Origin of the sequence: Synechococcus sp. RSCCF101 (assembly GCF_008807075.1) — a bacterium.
Lineage (GTDB): Bacteria > Cyanobacteriota > Cyanobacteriia > PCC-6307 > Cyanobiaceae > RSCCF101.
On record NZ_CP035632.1, the window covers coordinates 2,412,007 to 2,432,195 of the forward strand.

General features: G+C 67.4%; 16 protein-coding genes. 10 read left to right on the forward strand and 6 right to left on the reverse strand.

The window, feature by feature from the left end; translation table 11 throughout:
• Positions 1–7 precede the first annotated feature (7 nt).
• A complete protein-coding gene (locus tag EVJ50_RS11570) occupies positions 8–763 on the reverse strand; it encodes a putative capsular polysaccharide synthesis family protein (protein WP_150884101.1) in 756 nt (251 codons plus the stop codon).
• 4 nt (positions 764–767) lie between these two features.
• The gene (locus EVJ50_RS11575) at positions 768–2,420 is read right to left on the reverse strand and encodes a ShlB/FhaC/HecB family hemolysin secretion/activation protein (RefSeq protein ID WP_191964762.1); all 1,653 of its coding nucleotides are present in this window, start codon (positions 2,418–2,420) and stop codon (positions 768–770) included.
• A gap of 301 nt (positions 2,421–2,721) precedes the next feature.
• On the opposite strand from EVJ50_RS11575, the gene EVJ50_RS11580 reads away from it, so the two are divergent.
• Positions 2,722–3,348, forward strand: a complete 627-nt coding sequence (locus EVJ50_RS11580; protein WP_191964763.1) for an SIMPL domain-containing protein — start codon at positions 2,722–2,724, stop codon at positions 3,346–3,348.
• A gap of 9 nt (positions 3,349–3,357) precedes the next feature.
• Here the strand turns inward: EVJ50_RS11580 and EVJ50_RS11585 are convergent, their stop codons facing one another.
• Positions 3,358–4,860 carry a mechanosensitive ion channel family protein gene (locus EVJ50_RS11585; RefSeq protein WP_150884107.1) on the reverse strand — a complete coding sequence of 501 codons (1,503 nt, stop codon included), beginning with the start codon at positions 4,858–4,860 and terminating at the stop codon, positions 3,358–3,360.
• Between the two features lie 187 nt (positions 4,861–5,047).
• On the opposite strand from EVJ50_RS11585, the gene EVJ50_RS11590 reads away from it, so the two are divergent.
• The 3 genes from EVJ50_RS11590 to EVJ50_RS11600 all read left to right on the forward strand — a co-directional run bounded on the left by EVJ50_RS11590 (position 5,048) and on the right by EVJ50_RS11600 (position 7,109).
• Positions 5,048–5,671, forward strand: coding sequence for a hypothetical protein (locus EVJ50_RS11590; RefSeq protein ID WP_150884109.1), 624 nt, complete (start codon positions 5,048–5,050; stop codon positions 5,669–5,671).
• Between the two features lie 68 nt (positions 5,672–5,739).
• Positions 5,740–6,390, forward strand: coding sequence for a hypothetical protein (locus EVJ50_RS11595; RefSeq protein WP_150884111.1), 651 nt, complete (start codon positions 5,740–5,742; stop codon positions 6,388–6,390).
• Positions 6,391–6,746: 356 nt separating this feature from the next.
• On the forward strand, positions 6,747–7,109 hold the full coding sequence (locus tag EVJ50_RS11600; RefSeq protein WP_191964764.1) for a hypothetical protein: 363 nt from the start codon (positions 6,747–6,749) through the stop codon (positions 7,107–7,109).
• Here the strand turns inward: EVJ50_RS11600 and EVJ50_RS11605 are convergent.
• Positions 7,048–9,015 (reverse strand): CHASE2 domain-containing protein, encoded by a 1,968-nt coding sequence (locus EVJ50_RS11605; protein ID WP_191964765.1) that lies wholly within the window; start codon positions 9,013–9,015, stop codon positions 7,048–7,050. The genes EVJ50_RS11600 and EVJ50_RS11605 overlap by 62 nt on opposite strands.
• A gap of 103 nt (positions 9,016–9,118) precedes the next feature.
• On the opposite strand from EVJ50_RS11605, the gene EVJ50_RS11610 reads away from it, so the two are divergent.
• On the forward strand, positions 9,119–10,954 hold the full coding sequence (locus EVJ50_RS11610; protein WP_150884119.1) for an HD family phosphohydrolase: 1,836 nt from the start codon (positions 9,119–9,121) through the stop codon (positions 10,952–10,954).
• Between the two features lie 59 nt (positions 10,955–11,013).
• On the opposite strand, the gene speA is transcribed toward EVJ50_RS11610, so the two are convergent.
• Entirely contained in the window at positions 11,014–12,975 is a 1,962-nt protein-coding gene (speA, locus tag EVJ50_RS11615; RefSeq protein ID WP_150884122.1) for a biosynthetic arginine decarboxylase, read from the reverse strand.
• 164 nt (positions 12,976–13,139) lie between these two features.
• Between speA and EVJ50_RS11620 the strand changes: the two genes are divergently transcribed.
• From EVJ50_RS11620 to EVJ50_RS11640, 5 genes are all read left to right on the forward strand, one after another.
• On the forward strand, positions 13,140–13,766 hold the full coding sequence (locus EVJ50_RS11620) for a FecR family protein (RefSeq protein ID WP_191964766.1): 627 nt from the start codon (positions 13,140–13,142) through the stop codon (positions 13,764–13,766).
• The gene (locus EVJ50_RS11625; protein ID WP_150884127.1) at positions 13,763–15,595 is read left to right on the forward strand and encodes an adenylate/guanylate cyclase domain-containing protein; all 1,833 of its coding nucleotides are present in this window, start codon (positions 13,763–13,765) and stop codon (positions 15,593–15,595) included. The genes EVJ50_RS11620 and EVJ50_RS11625 overlap by 4 nt, the downstream gene beginning before the upstream one ends.
• A gap of 61 nt (positions 15,596–15,656) precedes the next feature.
• Positions 15,657–16,115, forward strand: coding sequence for a nucleoside-diphosphate kinase (gene ndk / locus EVJ50_RS11630; protein ID WP_150884129.1), 459 nt, complete (start codon positions 15,657–15,659; stop codon positions 16,113–16,115).
• Positions 16,116–16,153: 38 nt separating this feature from the next.
• On the forward strand, positions 16,154–16,966 hold the full coding sequence (locus tag EVJ50_RS11635) for a FecR domain-containing protein (protein WP_150884131.1): 813 nt from the start codon (positions 16,154–16,156) through the stop codon (positions 16,964–16,966).
• A gap of 40 nt (positions 16,967–17,006) precedes the next feature.
• A complete protein-coding gene (locus EVJ50_RS11640; RefSeq protein WP_150884134.1) occupies positions 17,007–18,986 on the forward strand; it encodes an adenylate/guanylate cyclase domain-containing protein in 1,980 nt (659 codons plus the stop codon).
• On the opposite strand, the gene EVJ50_RS11645 is transcribed toward EVJ50_RS11640, so the two are convergent.
• Positions 18,962–20,143 carry an FAD-binding oxidoreductase gene (locus EVJ50_RS11645; RefSeq protein ID WP_150884137.1) on the reverse strand — a complete coding sequence of 394 codons (1,182 nt, stop codon included), beginning with the start codon at positions 20,141–20,143 and terminating at the stop codon, positions 18,962–18,964. The two genes, EVJ50_RS11640 and EVJ50_RS11645, sit on opposite strands and share 25 nt — an antisense overlap.
• Positions 20,144–20,189 lie beyond the last annotated feature (46 nt).

Sequence of the window (20,189 nt, forward strand, 5' to 3'; positions counted from 1 at the left end):
CCGCTGTTCAGTGGCTCCACCTGGCGATCAGGTCTTCGGTCTGATCGCCATAGAAGTGTTTGGCATATTTCGACGCGTAGAGTTTTCGAAGCATCGGTCGGGGATAGGAGATTTGCTCGCGCACCTGTCGCGCCAGCTCGGCGTGGGGCTTCTCTGCCGTGATGTTCGTCTGGATCAGATCTCCGACATCAACCCCCAGAAAGTCTGCAAGAGCTGGGCGGCAGCATTGGTCCAGAGTCTCCATCCGGATGATCAGTACATCGGTGCCGGCTGTGTGGATGCTGCTGTAGCCCCTCTGCGTGTCGAAGGGATGCTCATACACATCGATGCCCGTGTAGGGCTTGAACTCGCTGTCGAACCAGCCCAGGGTGTAATCGTGGCGTTCCCGCTTCAGGCAGAGCTGGATCAGCTCGTCCACGCTCGCATCGGCCAGCTCCCGCCCCTCGCCCAGATAGATCTGTGGGTTCTGAAAGAGATTGGACAGATCACGGCTGATCGGTTCACGGACGAGCGTGATGATGCGAACCGGTGAATCGGGATGGCGCGAACGGAAGCGCTCGACGCGTTCGATCTGTCTGAGGGCCCAGGTGTAGGGGGCCTTGCCGGCGGCCCGCTGCTTGAAGGCCTCCGAGAGGTAGTGGGCCTGGACCACCAGGCTGTTCGTGAGGCGAGCTCGAAGCGTGGCCGCAACAGTGGAGGAACCCACTTTTCCCAGTTGGTACACCAGGACCAGCTCGTCGGCTGCGTCGTCTGTGGCACCCATCGCCTCAGAACCGGAACTGGGCGCGGGCGTAGAGGCCGTCGCTGAGCAGCCAGTCGTCCCAGGCGCCGGGGTTGTCGTCTGTTTCGAAGGATTCCACCCAGCCGAGCTCGAAGATCCAGGACGGGTTGATGTATCGGGCTAGGATGCCGCCTGCGCCGACGGTATCGCTGAAGTTGGTTCCCGCCAGATCGGTGCTGACGCCGCCGGCGCCGATGAAGGGCACGATCTGCACGGCCTGGAGGTCCTGTTGCCAGGCGGTGACAACCACCTCACCGGTGCTGAGCCAGCCGCTGTCGCCGCTGATCAGCTGGCCCGGCAGGCCGCGAATGCCCACATCCGACCCCAGGCTGAACTGCATTGGGGAGAGCAGCGGATTGAGGGCCACCTGGCCGCCGCCGCTCACGTTCACCTGAACCCGGGGGGCAACGGCCCAGCTCGCACTGATCAGACCACCGAGGGCGGCGGCCTGCCCGGCATCGATGTCGGCCTGGGCCAGTTCCTTGCGCTGCTTCTCGGGTGTGGCGGCTGCGATGCCCTGCAGGAAGTAGGCATTGCCGCTCCAGCCCACCGAGCCGGTCTGGCCCAGGCCGCTCACACCGAAGCGCAGATAGGCGGACTGGGGCTGGCGGATGCTGTCCGGAATCAGAGAGGGCAGCACCGCGTCGTCGAGGTAGGTGTTGCTCCGGTTGCGGCTCACCCCGAGAAACATCCCCCAGCGCTGGGAGAGGGTCTCGTGGAACACCCACTCGAGCTGCAGCAGGCCCTGGTACTGGCTGGTGGAGAAGCCGTCCGCCGGATCCGGCAGTTCGATCAGATTGCGGCGGCTGTAGCCGAAGGCTCCCGTCAGGCTCAGCGTGTCGGCGAGCGGATAGCTGTAGCTGATCGAACTGATCACCGTGCCCAGCTCCGGCTGGTCATCGGCGTTCAGCTCGCCGTAAAGCAGCAGGGTGTCGCCGTGACCGATCAAGTCGCCTTTCACGAGCGTGGCGGTGCCCCGTGCCTCGCCGGAACCGTTGGACCCATCGTTGCGCAGCGAGACTTCCCCTCGCCAGGGTTGAACCCGAGGCTCAACGTTCACCCGCAGCACCGCGAGTGTGGGATCGCTGCCCAGCTTGGCCAGGTTTCCCCGCACGCTCTCGACCTCCGGCAGCCGCCTGAGCAGCCGCAGCTCCCGCTCAACCGTGGGTAGATGCAGCGGACGGTTGACCAGGTTGCCGAGCAGCCTGCTGACACGAGCATTGAGGCGCTCGTCGCTGCCGTTCACCGACAGTTCCACCAGCGTTCCCTGCACCACCTCCAGGGTTCCATTGCCGCTGGTGGACAACACAAAGACGCGGCTGTTGACCAGACCCTGGCTGATGAGGTGGGCGGTGAGGGCTGCGGCGCACTGGTCGAGGCGATCCTGGGGATCCTGGATGGGGGCACACGGCGCCAGGATCCGGCTCAGCTCCTCAGGACTGATGCCCTCGAGCCCGGTCACGACCGGCAGCTCGGACAGGGGCATGGCCTCCGGGGGCGAGGCAGGGGTTTCGCTCTGGTCCGGATCCTCCAGATCGGAGTCCTCGATCACCGGGCTGTCCGCCTCCGGGGGAGCGGGCTGCTCCTGGGTTGCCGGCCCGGGCAAGCGCACGGGCGTGTTCTGAAGAGGAGGCGCCACCAGCTGTGCCAGGAGCGGGAGCGTCAGGAACACGTCGTCAACCGGAAGAAACTGGATTCTGAGGCGAATCCGAGCGTCCGGCATGGCTGTGGGGACGCTCTGGCTGAGCGTCACGGGATGGTGTGCCTCCGGCACGCTCCGGCTGCTGGTTGGATGGTTTCAGCACCTGCGTTCTGCAATGCCGGCGTCCCCCGAGCTCTCCTCCCGTCAAGCGCCTGCCGGGGCGCGTGGATGGGGTGCGGTCCTGGCGCTCGTCGCAGCCCTGGCGCCCTCTGTCCCCTCCCCAGTGGCAGGCGCTGGCGTGACGGTGCAGGTCCGATGCGATGGCACCGTGATCGAAGCGCAGGGTCAGGCCCGCCGGGAGGGCCGCACCGATCGCCTGGATGTCTCCATGGGGCTCACGGCGGAAGCATCAACGGCCGAAGCCGCCTTGGCGCTACTGCAGCAGCGTCTTGCGGTCGTGCGAGGGGCTCTGCAGGACCTTGGCGTCCGCGATCTGGAAGTGACCTCGCCCTCGACCAGCCGCCGTCCGGAGCCGCCTCGCCCGGATCTGGCCGTGAGCGCTCGGCTCCGGGTTCGCGGTGTGTTGGCGCCCGCCCGCCTGCAATCCCTGATCCGGGAGGTGGGCGCCATGCCGGGCGTGTCTCTGGCGCCGGTGCAGGCCCGTACGGATCCCGAAAGGATCGAGGCAGGCCGCCAGGTCCTGCTGGACGCGGCTTACCGCGATGCCGCCACCCAGGCTCGGAGCGTGGCGGGCACCATCGGTCGCCCCAGCATCACGCCGCTGCGGGTGGACATCGGTTCCGGGGCGATGCCCAGGCCCCTCATGGCTCGCGCTGATCAGGCCGCCACGCCCCCCTTCGACCCCGGCGAGCTGCCGCCTCCCAGTGAGCGTCTCGACGTCAGGGTGACCTTCTGCGCCCGCTGAACGATTCGCTCAGGTACTCCCGGTCACGACGTTGAACAGTCGTCGCATCGAGCGAATCAACTGGTTCTCAGCCTGCAGGTCATGCTGCCGTTGTCTGTCCTGCATCGCCTGGAGCTGCTGGCGTCGACGGTGCATCAGACGTGCCATGTTGTCGACCACGCTGGCATCGCGGTCGATCAGCGGCTGCAGATCGCGGCGTTCCACTTCCAGCAACACGGTCTCCTCCAGGGCGCGGACGCTGGCACTGCGTGGCTCGTCCGTGCAGAGAGCCATCTCACCGAAGATGTTGTCGATTCCCAGGCAGGCCACGCGTTGTTCCCGGCCTCGCTCATCGCGCTTGCACACCTCCACCGACCCGCTGATGATTTGGAAGAGGGCGTCGCCGTCTTCTCCCTGCTCCACCACCGTGTCGCCGCGGGCGAACCGCACACAGCGGGTCGCCGGCGCCAGGTCCTCCAGCTGATCTGAGCTGAGCTCAACGAACAGGGGGTTGCGGGCCAGCCACGCAGCCCGCGTCCCGTCGTCCGCATGGAGGGGATCCTCCGGGTCGATCCGGGTCCGCCGAGGCAGCACCTCACGGATCGGAAACGGAATGCTCTGGCCCACACGCTCCAGGGCGTACCAGATCTGCTCCTGAAGTTCTCCTCGAATCGTGAGCCGGTCAATGTCGCTGATCGCCAGGTGCCACACCTGCAGGCCGTAGCGGATGGAGCTGTCGTCGAAGCCATCTACCCAGACCTTGGCTGCCGGCCTGTTGAGCACGCCCGGGTGATGAGCCACCACCCCGCGAAGCAGGTCGAGCGCGCGTGTGGGTGGAAAGCTGTAATCGAGCCCCACATGAAACACGTTGCCGAAGGGCACGCCCGGCTCCACGCGCCGGATCACACCCTGGGCCACGGTGTCATTCGGCAGCACCAGCGTGCTGCCATCGATGCTGGAGAGCAGCCAGGTGTTCATCAGGGTCAGCGAGACGACCTTGCCCCGCACTCCGTCGAGTTCGATCCAGTCGCCCTCCTTGAACGGACGGTCGATCTGCAGGGTCAGTCCGCCGAACACATCCTTCAGCGGCTCCTGGGCGGCGAAGCCGATCACGGCGGTCAGCACCGCTGAGGTGGTCACCAGCCCCACCAGGTTGACCCCCCGTTCCTGCAGGAGCACGAGGGTGAGCACGGCGCCGAGGATGAGGAGGCTCAGGTCGAGCAGGATCTTCGCCGGGCGGCGCTGCCAACCCAGCGATCCCGGTACCTCAACCATCGCCCAGCCTCCGAGGGTGAGGCAGGCGTAGAGCAGGGCCAGTTGCCCGGCAATGTCGCGCCAGCTGGTCAGGAACGTCAGCTGGGAGGGGAGCGGCAGGCTGGCGCTCACCCACACGCCCATGAACAGGAGGATGCGTCCGAGGGGTGGCCGGGGCAGCTGACGGGCCCGGCCGTGGCCAAGGCGCTGCCGGCGCCGCAGCAGGCCGAGCAACAAACCAAGGCTGATGCTCACCAGGAGACGCTCAGCGATGCCCATCTCAGCTCGCGGGGAAGTGGCTGCCGGAGCGGAACTGGACCTGGTTGCTGGTTGTCACTGCGGGGACCCAGTCACCAGACTGGAAAGACTAGCCGTGATGGATGCGATGGGCCCGCGCTCTCAACCGCCGCTCGCTGTCCGTGCTCTGGGTCATGCCCTGCTCGCGTGTGCCTGCGCCGTACTGACCATGCCTGCGCTTTCGCTGGCTCAGGAGGTTGAGAACCTCCGCAACACCTTCCCCGGCCGTCGGATCGGAGGGGGGACCCGCGGAGAGTGTGCCGCCCGGATGCTGGTGCATCTGGTGCCGGATGGCAGCGTCTATGCCCCGCCGGCCTCCGGGGGGTATCTCGCCTTCCTTCAGGGCCCGACCGGAACGCCCAGGCCGGTGGTGGTTCGCTTCAGCCCGTACCAGGCCCCTGGTGGAAGCCAGGCCGGCTGGGTCTCCACCACCGCGACCAGCGAGGTGGATGTGGACGCCTCACCGGCCTCGCTTGTCCTGCTGCCGGTCCCGGCAACACAGGGGCCCACGGTCTGGGAGTCGTTCTACGACTGCGCTGGCGAAGAGGGTGACGGAGGCGGTCCTCTCGGTTATGTGCAGGCCGTCTCTCCCCCTGCGCTCACGCTGCTCATCGACTCCCCGGAGCCGACCGATCGCTCAGCAGCAGCGGATGTGGCCTGGCTGGCCTCCGCCTGCGGCAGCTCTCTCCGGGCAGCGGATGTGGCCAGTCGCTTTGGGCTGAAGGATGTGCTGGATGAGACATGGCCTCAGAATCTGCCCGTGCGATGCACCCCGGTCTCACCCGCCCCTTGAGCCGGCGCTCTCCAGCCTCGACCCAGTCCACATTGCCTGACCCTTTCAGCCGTTTCCCCCCCCGAGCCATGCGTCTGACGTCCCACGGCCATTCCGCTCTTCTGCTGGCGCTGCTGCTCCTGCTGCCGGCGCTGCCCGTCCGGGCGGATCTGCGCAACAGCTTTCCCGGCAAGCGGGTCAAGCCTTCCACTCGTGGAGAGTGTTTCTCTCGTTCTCTGATTCATCTGGTCCCGATCGACAGCACCTATGCGCCGCCGTCCGATGGACGCCTGGCCATGCTGCAGGGCCCGAGCGGCAACCCCTTTCCTCTGGTGGTGACCTTCCGTCCCTATGGGGGCCCCGATGCGGTGAGCGAAGGCGCTCCGGGAAAGACCGTGACCCTCGATGCGGCGCCGGCGTCCCTGACCCTCATCCCAGCCCCATCCATCGAGACTCCCATGGTGTGGGAATCCACGTATCAATGCACAGACGATGATGCGGGAGGAGGCATGTTCGGTTTCGTGCAGGCCGTCTCTCCCCCGGCGGAGACCCTTCTTCTGAACCGGCCCTCCATGGCCGACCAGGCCAACGCCGCGGATCTGGCCTGGGTCGCCAGCTCCTGCGGCGGCACCGTGGCTGCTGCCGAGGTGGCCCGTCGCTTTGCCATCGAGGATCTGGTCACAGCGGACTGGCCCGATCAGCTTCCTGTGCGGTGCCTGGATCAGACCGCGGCCCTCTGACGGCGACCATCTCCATGCCCCGATTGCTGCGATCCCGCGCCCACCATGGGTCGTCCGCTTCACGGGCTGCACGGTGGCCCTGCACCCTGCTCCTGGTGGTCTTGCTTTTCTCAGCGACTGCCGAGGCGAGCGATCGGCGCCGTCAGTTTCCCGAGAAGAGGATCAAACCCGGGACCCGGGGCGACTGCTCTGCCCGTGTTCTGGTCAATCTGGTGCCGCCGGACAGCACCTATGCCCCGCCCGTCGGGGGGCACCTGGCCGTGCTCCAGGGCCCTGCCCGGGAACCACGCCCCCTGCTCGTGAGCTTCCGTCCCGATGACGCCGCTGGGACGCCTTCTCCAGATCCCGGCTCCGGCTTGACCAGCCTGAGCCGGGATCTGGGTCGAGCGCCGGCCTCCCTGCTGCTGTTCCCGGCCCCGGCTGTGACCGCGCCGCTGCTCTGGCGCTCCAGCTATGTCTGTCAACCTGAGGAGGAACCCGGTGGTGGTTTGTTCGGGTTCGTCCGGGCGGTGGCTCCGGCGGCGGAAACGCTTCTGGTGAAAGCGATTGAGCCGTCGGATCAGTCCACGGCGGCCCATCTCGACTGGTTGGGCTCCGCCTGCGGCGAGAGCGTCGCGGTCACGGAGGTGGCCAACCGCTTTGATCTTGAGGCTCTGATCAGTCCGGACTGGCCGGACCAGCTGCCAGTTCTGTGCCCGGAGCCGCTGCCGGCTCGCTGACGGCCAGTTCCCAAATATCGAGCGGTTCGCTGCGGCCCTTGACCTGCAGCTTGCCCCAGGCCTGCCAGTTCAGATGCTCCTGGTCATTGAGCAGCCGGCAGGTGGTGGACGAGGCGAGCACTCGGCAGACCCCACCCTGGCGCGATTTCTCGATGCTCTCGAGGCGGGAGGCACAGTTCACCGTGTCACCGATCACGGCGTACTCCAACCGCTCCCGGCTGCCCATGGATCCGGCCAACACATCGCCGGTGTGGATGCCGATGCGCATGCGCATGGTGGGCAGGCCCTGTCGGCTCAGGTCCATGTTCAATTCCCTGAGGTGCTCGCGAATGGCCTGGGCCGCTTCCACGGCAGCCTGCGCGTCACGGGCGATACCCCCGCTGAGTGGGGCGCCGAACACCGCGAGCAGGCCATCGCCGGTGAACTTGTTCACCATGCCGCTGCGCTCTGTGATGGCCGGGACGAAGCGCTCCATGCCGCGATTCAGCCAGGCCAGCAGCTCAGGAGGCTTCATCCCTTCGGACACCGTGGTGAAACCGGCGATGTCGGTGAACAGAATCGTGACGGGAATCTGTCGCCCCTCGAATCGCCCCCCGCTGAGGAGTTCGTCCCGCTGCGCCCACAACTGGGCGGCCACCTCAGGGGAGGTGGTCTGGCCGAGCAGCTTCTGAATCTGCTGACGCTGCTGCTGGCTCGCCGCTCCCCGTCTCACCCAGCCGGCGCCGGCCCAGATGAGCATGGTTCCGGTGGGCAACACCAGGCCCACCCAGACCCGCATCCAGACCAGAAGGGCCCCCCCTGCCAGAAGCAGAGGGATGACCACGCCTCCGAGCAGGGCTCCTCGCCGCAGCGAGGGCACCGATTCACCCAGCAGCAGGCCGCCAGCCACGGACAGTCCCAGCAAGAGGCGATCAAGCCAGTTGGCGGATGTCCAGACGTGCCGGTCACCATTGCCTGCCACCGTTGAGAGGATGCTGGCGAGCCGATGGGAGTGCAGTTCCACCCCGGGCATCAGGAACTTGTTGTCACCCAGGAAGTTCTCGCTGCCGGTGCGAAAGCGGCTGTGTGGCACTTCAAAGCTGTCCCTGAGGGAGGGGGCGGTGCTGCCGATGAACACCACACGGCCGCGGATGTCCTCTTCGGGCACCTTCCCGTCCAGCAGATCGCTGATGTTGTGGTTGCGGAAGCTGCCGGGCTGGTGGTACGCCATCATCTTCTGATATCCCGCACCGGTCTCCTCTCGCTCCTGATAGCCGCCGGCGCCGATGTTCAACCATGGGATCGGCAGCGCGCCGGACTCCACCTGGATCGGCAGGTCCGGCATCCCCAGGTGAATGGAGGCCAGACGCAGTGGCAGCGCCACCGTCGCTTCGTCCTGACCGCCCACATGCACCAGGTCCCGTCGGATCACCCCGTCGGCATCCACCACCATGTCGTTGTAGGCCTGGCGTTCGGGCGGGGTGCCCGGCACCGGATCCACTCCGCCGATGGCATTGAAGATGGTCACGAGCTGGGGGAGCTCACGGGCGCGTTGGCGCAAGCACTCCTGGTCCGGCCCCACACCCACATTCCTGTAGATGTCCAGTCCGATGGCGGTTGCGCCCATCGCCACGAGCCGATCCATGGCATCGCAGAAGAGCCGGTCATCAATCGGCCAGCCCTGACGGCTGATGTCAGACTCGCTGATGTTGATGATTGTGATCGGCACGTCGTCGGCTGATCGGGCCGGCCGGGCTTCGGTGACCACGTCGTAGATGAGCAGGTCCAGCGATTCGGCCACCTGGCTCCTCCACAGACCCCCCGTGAGGAGCGCGGCAATGGCGTAGGGCGCAAGAAGGTTGAAACGGATGCTCCGCCGGAACAGGCGCTTTGCCCGATCCTTCGCCTTCAGCGGCTGCACCGTCATGGGGGAAGTGTACGGACACTGTCGCCCGTGGGCCATGGCCGCCATCCCACTGGGCGCAGGCGGGGAGCCTGCCTAGGGTGGAGCGGCGCGTGCGAGTGAACTGATGGCATCGCCACCCGCTGTCCTGCCGGGACCGCCGCAGCAGGCGCTGGTAGAAGTGCTGGGGATCGCCACGGCCCTCAGCGATGCCAAGGACCTCCGCACTCTTCTGCAGCTGATTCTGCGCACCTGTCGGCGGCTCACGTGCAGCGATGCCGGCAGCATCTTTCTTGTCGAGCGTCCGGATCTCCGCCGCGATCCCCACGCGGTCGAGACCCTGTGGTTCGCGGCCTCTCAGAACCACACGCTCGATCGCCGTGCGGAAGGCGATGGCCAGATCAGCGGGCTGGAGGGTGAGTTGATGGAGCTTCGCTTTCCCCTGACGCCCGACCGACTTGTGGGCTGGAGTGCTCTGGCTGGTGAGATCCTCAACATTGAGGATGTCTACGCCCTGGATCCGGATCTCCCCTATCAATTCGATCCCACGATGGATCGCAACCTCAATTACAAGGCCCGCTCCATGCTGATGGTGCCGATGAAGTCCACCACGGGCAAGGTTGTTGGCGTGGTGCAGCTCATCAATCGCAAGCACGACGGTGACGCTGTCATCACGCCTGAGACGGTCACGACGAATACCCGTCCCTACGACGGTTTTGATCGTCAGTTGATCGAAGCCCTGGCTAGTCAGGCCGCGGTGTGCGTGGAGCGGACCCAGCTTCTGGATGCCCAGGAGAAGCTGATCGATTCGATGGTGGCATTGCTGGCGGGTGCCATTGACGCCAAGAGCCCCTACACAGGTGGCCACTGCGAGAGAGTTCCCGAGCTGGCTGTGATGCTGGCCACAGAGGCCGACCGCGCAACTGAAGGTCCTCTGGCCGGCTTCAGCATGGGAGGTGAGGATGAATGGCGTGAATTCCGTATTGGTGCTTACCTGCACGACTGCGGCAAGATCACAACGCCAGAATATGTGGTCGACAAGGCCACCAAGCTTGAAACGATCTACAACCGCATTCACGAAATACGCACTCGCTTCGAGGTGCTACTGAGAGATGCTGAGATTGATCGACTCAGGGGGCATCTTGAGGCTCGTGATCCAAAGATTCTGGATGAAGTCTATGCTGCCCGCAAGCGGCAGCTGGAAGAGGATTACATCTTTATCTGTGACGCTAACATTGGCGCCGAATCTTTCGGGCCTGACAAGATTGAGCGGCTGAAGGTCATTGGTCAGCAGACCTGGTTGCGTCATTTTGACGATGGCCTTGGTCTCTCCTGGGCAGAGCGGGAGCGACGGGTCGCTGGCTGTGGTGATCCGCTTTACGTGGAGCTTCCGGTCGAGGAGCGTTTGTTGTGCGATAAGTCCTGGCATCGCATCCCGCGCGACGCTCATTCCGTGCCGGATGAGCGCTATGGCTTTCGGATGGACATCCCTGAGTTGCTCTACAACCAGGGGGAGATTCACAACCTTTCCATCTCCCGAGGCACCCTCACGCCAGAGGAGCGTTACAAGATCAATGAGCACATCGTGCAGACGATCATCATGCTCGAGAACATGCCCTTCCCCCCGGGGCTGTCCCGCGTGGTGGACATCGCCGGCACGCACCACGAGACGCTCGATGGACGCGGTTATCCGCGTCGGCTGAAAGGCGACCAGCTCTCTGTGCGGGCGCGCATCATGACCATTGCAGACATCTTCGAGGCGCTGACCGCAGGGGACCGCCCCTACAAGCCTGCGAAGACCCTCTCAGACTCGATTCGAATTCTCGCCGGCTTCCGAGACCGCAGCCATATTGATCCTGATCTGTTTGCCCTCTTTCTTCGTTCCGGTGTGTATCGCCTCTACGCCAATCGCTTTCTCCACCCGGATCAGATCGACGAGGTCGATATCGACCAGTATCTCTGACAGAGCCTGACGCACGGGTCGGGCTTGCCCATGCGCCGGCCTGCTCAGGTATGCGCCCCTCAGGATTGAAGGTAGGTGGTCTGACGCAGGCTGCTCTCCACATGATCGATGAGCCGTCTGGCTTCGCTGATCTGCAATTGGCCGGAGGCAATCGCGGTTTCTCCGGCCAGGCGCAGTCGCTCCAGCAGGGCCTCCGGATCGTGTTCCACCGCTTCGAGCACATCGCTGGTGCTGTCGCCCTTCACCACGTGATCCACCTGGTAGGCACCGCCTGTGGCCAGGCGGATGTGCACGCTGTTGGTGCACCCGAAGAGATTGTGCAGGTTGCCCATCACCTCCTGGTAGGCCCCTCCCAGAAACAGGCCGATCCAGTACGGCTCTCCCGGGCGCATGTCGTGGAGTTCCAGCAGGTCCTTGGCGCCCCCTTTGTTCACAAAGCGGGCCAGCTTCCCATCGGAATCGCAGGTCAGGTCGGCGAATTGGCCGAGGCGTGTGGGCCGCTCATCAAGCCGGTGGATCGGCATGACCGGGAACAGCTGGTCGATCGCCCAGGTGTCGGGTGCTGAACGAAAGATCGAGAGGTTGCCGTAGTACGTGCTGGCCAGCACCTGATCCAGCTGTCGTAGCTCCTCGGGTCGTGATTCGTCGCCCAGGGACGCGGAGTGCTCCCGGATCCGCTGAGCGCAGGCCCAGGTCAGCTGTTCAGCGCAGGCGCGTTCAGTGAGGCTGAGATACCCGAGTCGGAAGGCCGAAAGGGCGTCATCCCGGAACTTGATGGCGTCGTTCCATGCCTCCTGGAGGTGGGCCGGGCTGGCTTCCGCCGGGTCGAGTTCCAGGCCGGCCAGGGTCTCGCGAAGATTGCGCAGGATCACGGCCTCCTGCGGCGCGACCTCTGGAACCGCGGCCGGCACCGACGTGCAGCCCAGCACATCGAACACCAGAAGAGAGCAGTGGCTGGCGATGGCCCGACCGCTTTCGCTGACCAGCGTGGGAACGGGCAAGCCATGTGGGGTGCAGCAGTCCCGCACGGTGGCCACCACGTCGTTGGCGTAGTTCTGTAGTGAGTAATTGGTGGAGGCCGCGGTGGCGGTGCGGCTGCCGTCGTAGTCCACGCCCAGACCGCCACCCACATCGAGGTAGCCCATCGGGGCGCCCAACCGCATCAGCTCCACATAGATCTGGCCCGCCTCCTGCAGAGCGTCCTTGAGGACGGCAATGTCGGCGATCTGGCTACCGATGTGGAAATGGAGCAGTCGCAGCGCATCCAGCAATCCGGCCTCAGCCAGGCAGGTCACCGTTCGCACCAGGTCGGGCACCGACAGGCCGAACTTGGCCCGATCTCCCACCGAGCTGCCCCACCGGCCGCTGCCCCGGCTGGCCAGTTTGGCCCGGAGTCCGATCAGCGGCGCCTTTCCGAGATCCCGGCTGGCCTCGATGATTCGCTCCACCTCGTCGGCCTGCTCGATGACCACCACCGGCTGGCGCCCCAGCTGACGGGCCAGGATGGCGGTCTCCACATACCGTCGGTCCTTGTAGCCGTTGCAGATCAGGAGGGCCTCCGGGTCGTCGAGCAACGACAGGGCGATGAGCAGTTCCGCCTTGCTGCCAGCCTCAAGGCCGAAGTGCCATCGGCGGCCGCTCTCGATCAGCTGCTCCACCAGATGCCGCTGCTGATTGCATTTCACAGGGAACACGCCCTGGTACCGACCTGGGTAGTCGTATTGAGCGATCGCCCGCTCGAAGGCGGAGTGGAGCCGTTCGAGCCGATCCTCCAGGATGTCGTCGAAGCGGATCAGCATGGGCAGCGACAGGTTGCGGCCCTGCAGGCCTCTCACCAGCTCCACGAGATCGATCGATCCGCCACGGTCGCCGCGGGGTTGCACCAGCACGTGACCTCGAGCGTTGACGCCGAAGTAGGGCTCGCCCCAGCTCTCGAGGTCGTACAGCCGCACGCTGTCGGCAACGGTCCACGCCGACGTGGTGACGTCTGACTGCACGGGCTGTTGTGTGGAGCGGACCATGCCTGGGGATGCCCGGTCGAATTTAGAGAGTCACACTGAAGCGGGAGTTTCGGTTCACCGCGAGATCGTCCATGTCCACAGTGTGCCCTTCAGGCCGATCCCGTCCCCGGGCGGCCCTTGCCGCGGCTCTCACTGCCGCTGTGCTTGGCGCTGCGGTCAGGGGAGTGCATCCCCTGCCGGCCTTCGCGGCTCCGAAGGGCAGCGTTGTTGAGGTGGCCACGCGCCCGGCCTTCGTGCAGCCTCCGGGGGCCAGGGAGTCTGCGGCCCGCGCAGGAGCCGGCTTGTCCGACCGGACCCGTCTGCGCACATCCAAGCCAGGTCGCATGCAGGTGCGGCTTCAGGACGGCCGCAGTTTCCGCATGGGTGGCGATGCCGTGCTGCGCATCAGTGGCGACAGCCTCGATCTGCGCAAAGGGCAGCTGATCGCGTGGATCAACCCGGGGGCGACCCGGCGAGCACCTCTCAGGGTCAAGACCCGGGTGGGAACCGCGTCGATCCAGGGCACCACTCTGTTCATCGATGACCGCGGTGATGAGGTCATCTTCCTGAGCTGGGAAGGGGAGGTGAGCCTCACCACCAATGCCGGGGAGGAGATTGAGCTGACCGGCGGACAGCTGACCACCTTCAGAGCCGGCAACGACACCTGGTCCGCCCCCACCCTGCTCAACCGTGAGCAGGCTCGTCGCCGGCGCAGCAACAGCATTCTGCTCAACGGCTTCACTGCTCCGATGGAGACCATGCCCGAGGTGGAGGCTGTGTTGCAGCGGGCGCCGGCTGCTGTGGCGCCGTGACAGGCGCCGGCGGCTCCCGGACCGGTGCGCTCTGGGGGCTGCTGCTGGTGTTGCCTCTGCTGGCGGGACTGCCCCGTCTGGCTGGTCTGCCTCCCGGCCGGCTGCTGCGCAGCCTCGATCAGGACCTGCGCAGCCTCGCTTTTCGTCTGCGAGGGCCCCGGCCCATTCCCGACGATCTGCTGATTCTCGCGATCGACAGTGAATCACTGGCGCTCCCTGCTCTGATGGAGGAGGCCGATCGAGAGGCTTCTCCGCTCTGGAGCCGGATGGGACCCTGGCCCTGGCCGCGGGCTCTGCAGGCTGATCTGGCCGTTCACGCCCTTGAACGTGGCGCCGAACAGGTGGTCTTCAACATCGTTCTGGCCGTCCCCAGCAGCTTCGGCCCCGAGGATGATCTGGCCTTTCAGGCCCGCCTGGCTCCCTGGAGGGATCGGGTGGTGCTGGCTGCCTCCTATGACCGGATTGAGGAGGCTGGGGTCGAGCAGGGCCGACTGTTGCGCCCTTTCCTGGCCTGGCCGAGGGTCGGCCTGAGCACCCTGCTGCAGACCGCGCGCGGGCAGGCCGAGGCCATCCCCGGTGACCTCTGGCTGGAGGAGCAGCTCGGGTCGTTCTCCCCACCCAGGCCCGAGGCGCTGGCCTTCGTGGCGGCCCGGCGCGCGTCATCCCGGACTCCCCTCGGCATCAATTTCCCCGGCCCCGCCTGGGACTGGCCGCAGATTCCGGCCTGGCAGGTTCCCGAGCAGCCCGACGCGCTCTGGCAGGGACGCACCGTGGTCTTCGGCGCCACGGCGCCGGAGCTGGGCGATCAGCAGGAAACGCCCTTCGGCCCCATGAGCGGCACGCTGGTGCAGGCGGCGGCCCTGGCCACCGTGATGGCCGGCGATGGTTCCCGGCCCGCGCCGGAGCCGTTGGTCACCGTGCTGCTGCTGGGCTGGTTGCTGCTCTGCGGCACGGCGTTGCACCGGTCCCGCTCCACCGCCGCCGTGGTGCGAAGCACCGGCCTGCTGCTGGCTCTGGCCGTGCTGCTCGGCGTGGTGGCATGGAGCGGGTTCAGGCGCTGGACGCCGCTGGCTGCCGCTCTGGTCGCGCCCCTGGCCGGCGGAGGTTGCAAGGCGGCGCTGGCCTGGCGGCGGGAGAGCCGAGAACGGGCCTACCTGCATCAGGTGCTGGCGCGCCGCATCTCCCCCAACCTGCTGCGCACGATCCTGCGGGATCCCGGTCCACTGGGAACCCAGCTGGGAGGGCAGCGCACCCGCTGCGTCGTGCTGTTCACCGATCTGGTCGGCTTCACGCCCCTGAGCGCACGCCTGGCCGCTGATGAGCTCTTCGTCCTGCTCAATCGCTATTTCGAGGGACTGGCGGCGGCGGTGCTGGCCGAGGACGGTCTGCTCGACAAGTTCATCGGTGATGCCCTGATGGCCGAGTTCGGTGTGCCGCGCAGTCGCGGGGACCGTGAGGAGGCCCTGGCGGCCGTGCGGGCGGCCCTGGCCATGCAGCGCAGCCTCGAGGCGCTCAACCGGCAGCTTGACGAGCAGGGGCAACCGACCCTCAGGCAGGGCATCGGGCTGCATGTGGGGGAGGTGATCGCCGGCAACCTGGGCTCATCCCAGCGCCTCGAATTCACGGTGATCGGAGCTGCGGTGAACGTGGCCAGCCGTCTTGAGGGGCTGACCCGCCGCTTCCCCGAGCATCCGATCCTGATCAGCGGCGAGCTGCGGGAGCTGCTGGGCGCGGCGGTGCAGGTGACCCCGCTCGGTGCCCATCCGGTCAAGGGCTGGCCGGAGCCGGTGGCGGTGTTCGGCCTGGAGGGCCTCAACGAGCAGGGGTGATCCCCGTTCTTGTCAGAGGGGCCGTTGAGAGCAAAGGATGGTGCTCACATCGCAACGATCCATGGCAACCGAGCGCACCTTCATCGCCATCAAACCGGATGGCGTTCAGCGCGGACTGGTGGCTGAGATCCTCGGTCGCTTCGAGCGCAAGGGGTTCAAGCTGGTGGCCCTGAAGCAGCTGACTCCCGGCCGCGACCTCGCCGAGAAGCACTACGAAGTGCACAGCAGCCGGCCGTTCTTCTCCGGGCTGGTCGATTTCATGACCAGCGGTCCGGTGGTGGCCATGGTCTGGGAGGGCAACAATGTGATCGCCTGCGGCCGCAAGATGATCGGCGCGACCAAGCCCCATGAAGCCGAGCCCGGCACGATCCGTGGTGACTTCGCCGTCGACATCGGCCGAAACATCGTCCATGGCTCCGATGGCCCGGAGACGGCCGCCTTCGAGATCGGACTCTGGTTCCGCCCGGAAGAGCTGAATGAGTGGAGCCCGTCTGATCAGACCTGGCGCGTGGAACCCTGAGGTCGTCAACATCCCTTGCGGGCTCTTGCCTTGAGCCCGTGGGTGTCCCGATCCTGGCCGCGTTCCACACCACCGGCATGCACCACTCCGTCTCGTCCGGGTTGTCCTCCCGGCCGGCAGAAGCCGGCCTGAGGCTTGTCCTCGCGGCCGTCACGGTTCCTCTGGCGCTGCTGCCGGGTCTGCCGGCCGCAGCGTCGGAATCGGCGGAGATCCAGGAGATTCTGGATGGCCGGGAGATGTATGTGGACGCGCGCCAGGCCCGGCTCAACCAGGTCGCCCGGCAGCCCCAGTCGGTGAGCACTCGCAACAGCAGGGGGCAGTTGCTGTTCGACAGCGGCGCGGCCGGCCGGCTCAACCGCTTCTCCCTGCTGCAGCTCGGCGCCGGCTGCTACCGCCTTCAGAGCGGTGAGATCCTGGTCTCGGGGCGCCAGAACGGCTGCACGCGCTCGGCCCGGATGAGCGTGCGGGGCACCAACTACGTGCTCTCGGTCTCCGAGGACGGCAGTTCCGAGCTCTCGGTTCTGGAGGGTGAGGTGGAGGTGCAGCCCACGATTGAGGAAGGTGGAGCCGTCGATCCGGACGAGGAGCCCGTGGTGGTCGCCGCGGGCGAGAAGGCCGCACTGACCCCGCAGGGGTTGCTGCGGGAGCTGACCGATCTGCTGGAGAGCGATTACCGGCGGATCCTGGGAGGACCGCTCTTCCGGGGCTACGCCGTGCCTCTGCCCGGCCGTCTGAGCCTGGAGTCGTACGTGCGTTCCAGATACCCCAGCCTGACCTTCCCCTCCATCCCCGGTGCCGGGCGATCAATCCCCACGCCGCGCATCCCGACCGGTGGTTTCCGGCTGTTCTGATGGGTCCTGTCTCCAGGGCTGGAACTGAGAGGCGGCACTGATGGGCCTGCGGCGGCCGGGACCACTGGTTGTGGTGGCCGTGGTGCTCTCGGCGGCGGCGGCGGCTCTCGGAGCGTGTCCGGCCCGGGTCTGCCGCCCCTGGAGAGCGGTGGAGAGGAATCTGGAGGATCAGGTCCAGCGCTGGCGGGGACCACGGCGGGCGCCCGCTGAGATCGTTCAGGTGGTGATCGATGACGCCACCCTGGCCGAGGGGGAATGGCAGGCCGCCCAGGACCCGGTTCCGCCCTGGGCGGAGGGCCTGGAGTTCTGGCCCTGGCCCCGGGCCCGCTACATCGATCTGGTGACGCCCCTCCTGGAGGCCGGAGCCGAGGTGGTGGCGCTCAACGTGGTGTTCGCCGGCCCAAGCGGCCGGGGCCCCGAGGACGAGCGCCTCTTCCGGGATGGACTGGCCCGCCGTCCGCAGCAGCTGGTGCTCGCCGCCGAGATGGTGGAGATCGAGGATGCGCTCGGTGCCGGCGGCCTGGCCCTGCTGCTTCCCGACGCGGCGGACGACCCCCGTCTGCCCTGGCTCGGGCTCGGCCTGAGCAACGTGTTCCCCCCGGTTCGCGGCGGCCGCTTTCTGCAGCCCGCCCACTACGTCGATGCGGCTGAAACGCCGCCCGGAGCCCCGGTGCTGCGGTCCCTGCCGGAAGCCATCCTCCGTCAGGCGGACCGTCGTGTTGCCGACGATCTGGCCAGCCAGAGCATCAACTTCTACGGGCCGGAACCCGAGCCCACTCCCATCGCTGAGGACTGCGCGCCCAGCGGCGAGGGCTTTCTGCGGCTCTCGGCCAAGAACGTGATCGACCCCCAGCAGTGGGCCCTGCATCCCTGCCGCCGGCGTCTGGACGGAGCGCTGGTGATCGTGGGCTCGGTGATTGCCGAGGGGGGCAGTGCGCTGGGCGCGCTGCCCTCGCCCTTTGGCCCGGTGTCCGGCGTGGAGGTGCTCGCCACGGCCACCGCCAATGCGGCCCTTGGCGATGGATTGCGCAGCTGGCCGCTGCAGCCCGCGGGGCGCGGAGCCCTGACCGGTGCCGTGGTGCTCGCCGGTCTGCTCCTGGCCCTCAGCCGGGACGGCTTGAGCTGGCGTCTGACGGTTCCTCTGGCCTGTGCCCTGGTCTGGTTCGCCCTGGTGGTCGTGCTGATGGACCGGCGCCATGTCTGGCTGCCGCTGCTGACCCCTCCCGCAAGCTTCGTGGTCAGTTCCCTGGCCTACGGCGCCGGTGCGTTCCGCCGCACCGCCCTGAAGCGGCGTCTGACCCGCCGCTGGCTGGAGCGGTGTGTGGATCCGGCCGTGGTGGGGCCGATGCTCTCGGAACCCGAGGACATGGAGCAGCTGTTCGCCGGCCGGCTTCTGCCGGTGTCGGTGCTGTTCTCGGATCTGCAGGGCTTCACCCAGCTGACCCGGCAGCGCACCCGCGACGGCCAGGTGCAGGAGCACCTGCTGCAGCTCAACTCTTACCTCGATCGCATGCGCTCGGTGGTATGGCGCCACGGCGGCTTCCTCGACAAGTTCATCGGGGATGCGGTGATGGCGGTGTTCGGAGTGCCCCGGGGCCGTGGAGAGGCCCGCGAGGCGGAGGCGGCGCTGCGCTGCGCTCTTGACATGCAGCAGGAGCTCGAGGCGCTCAATCGGCTCTGGTCAACGCAGGGCCTGCGGCCCCTGGGCAGCGGCATCGGCATCGCCAGCGGGTCGGTGGTGGCGGGCGGCATCGGCGGGGCCCAGCTCGGCGGCCTCTCCGTGATCGGCGACACGGTCAACCTGGCCAGCCGACTCGAGGGGCTGACTCGCTCGGTGCAGGTGGATGTGCTGGTTGACGGGGAGACCGCACGGCTCGTGCAGCCGTGCCTGCCCTGCCGCTCCCTCGGGCCCAGGGAGGTGAAGGGCATGGGTCCGGTTGAGGTGTTCACGCTTGAGGGGAAGGCCGCCGCCGATGGGGCCGGTTCCGGTGCGCCTCAGGCGCCGGCGGAGGGAGCCTGAGGATCGATCCGCTCGCTGGAGAAGCGGCGCCAGGAGAAGGCGTCCAGGTCGGGATCGCTGGGTTTCGCCAGTCCGTTTCCGCTGAGGCGATCGGCCAGTAGCCGGGCGGTGACCGCCGCCAGCAGCACCCCGTTGCGGTGGTGGCCGCAGGCGAGGGAGAGCCCGGGGACGGGGCTCTCGCCCAGCAGAGGACCCTCATCGGGGGTGCAGGGCCGGAACCCCCACCAGCGCTCCATCGGCGGCCAGCGCGCCGCCTCCGGCAGCAGGGCGGTGAGGCCCAGCTCCAGCTGCCGCTGGCCGGCCGGTGTCAGCCCATCGGCAAAGCCGGCGCCGGCCTCGCTGGTGGCTCCCACCACCAGCAGGCCGTCCTCGCGGGGCACCAGGTAAGTGCCGGGGCCGAAGATCACCCGGCTCAGTGCCTGGCGCGGGGCCTGCAGGGAGAGCATCTGCCCCTTGACCGGAAACACCGGCAGCTCCGGCAGCAGCCGCGCGCTCCAGGCGCCGCCGCAGAGCACGGCCCTCCGGCTTGCCATCGTCAGGGTCTGGCCGTTGGCCCGCTGCAGCCGCAGGCCGCTGAGGGCACCGCTGCCGGTCTCCCGCAGCAGCTCCACCACCTCGGTGCCCTCCTCGAAGCGCACGGCCCGCTCGACGCAGGCCCGCTCCAGAGCCCGCATCAGCTGGCGTCGGTTGTCGATCTGCCCGTCCTGGCCGAACAGCAGGGCGGCCTGCCAGGCGGCACCGATCCCGGGCACCTCCTGCTCCAGCCCGCGGCGATCCAGTGGGGTGCCCCATGCCGCCGTGGGGTAGGCGTCCCGGGCCGCGGCATCACGGAAGGGCACCACGATGCCGCAGGGCCGCAGGCCGCAGGGCAGACCGCTGTCGGCTTCCACCGTGGCCACCCACTCGGGCACCAGTGCCAGGCTGCGCTGGCCCAGCGCCAGCAGCGCTCCGCTGAGTCCCTCGGCATGGGGCGCCAGCATGCCGGCCGCCACGAAGCCCGCCGCTTCGCTGCGGCGGCGGCTGAGCACGGTCACCGGGATGGCGCGTCGCGCCAGGGCGTGGGCCACGGCCAGGCCCATCAATCCTCCGCCCAGCACCTGCACGCGATCGGCCTCCGCGCCGGCGCGCACGGGTTCCGGTGCGGTGGGCGAGGTCATCGGGAACGGTTGCTGCGGGACGTTTCCATAGGATCGCTGCTTGCAG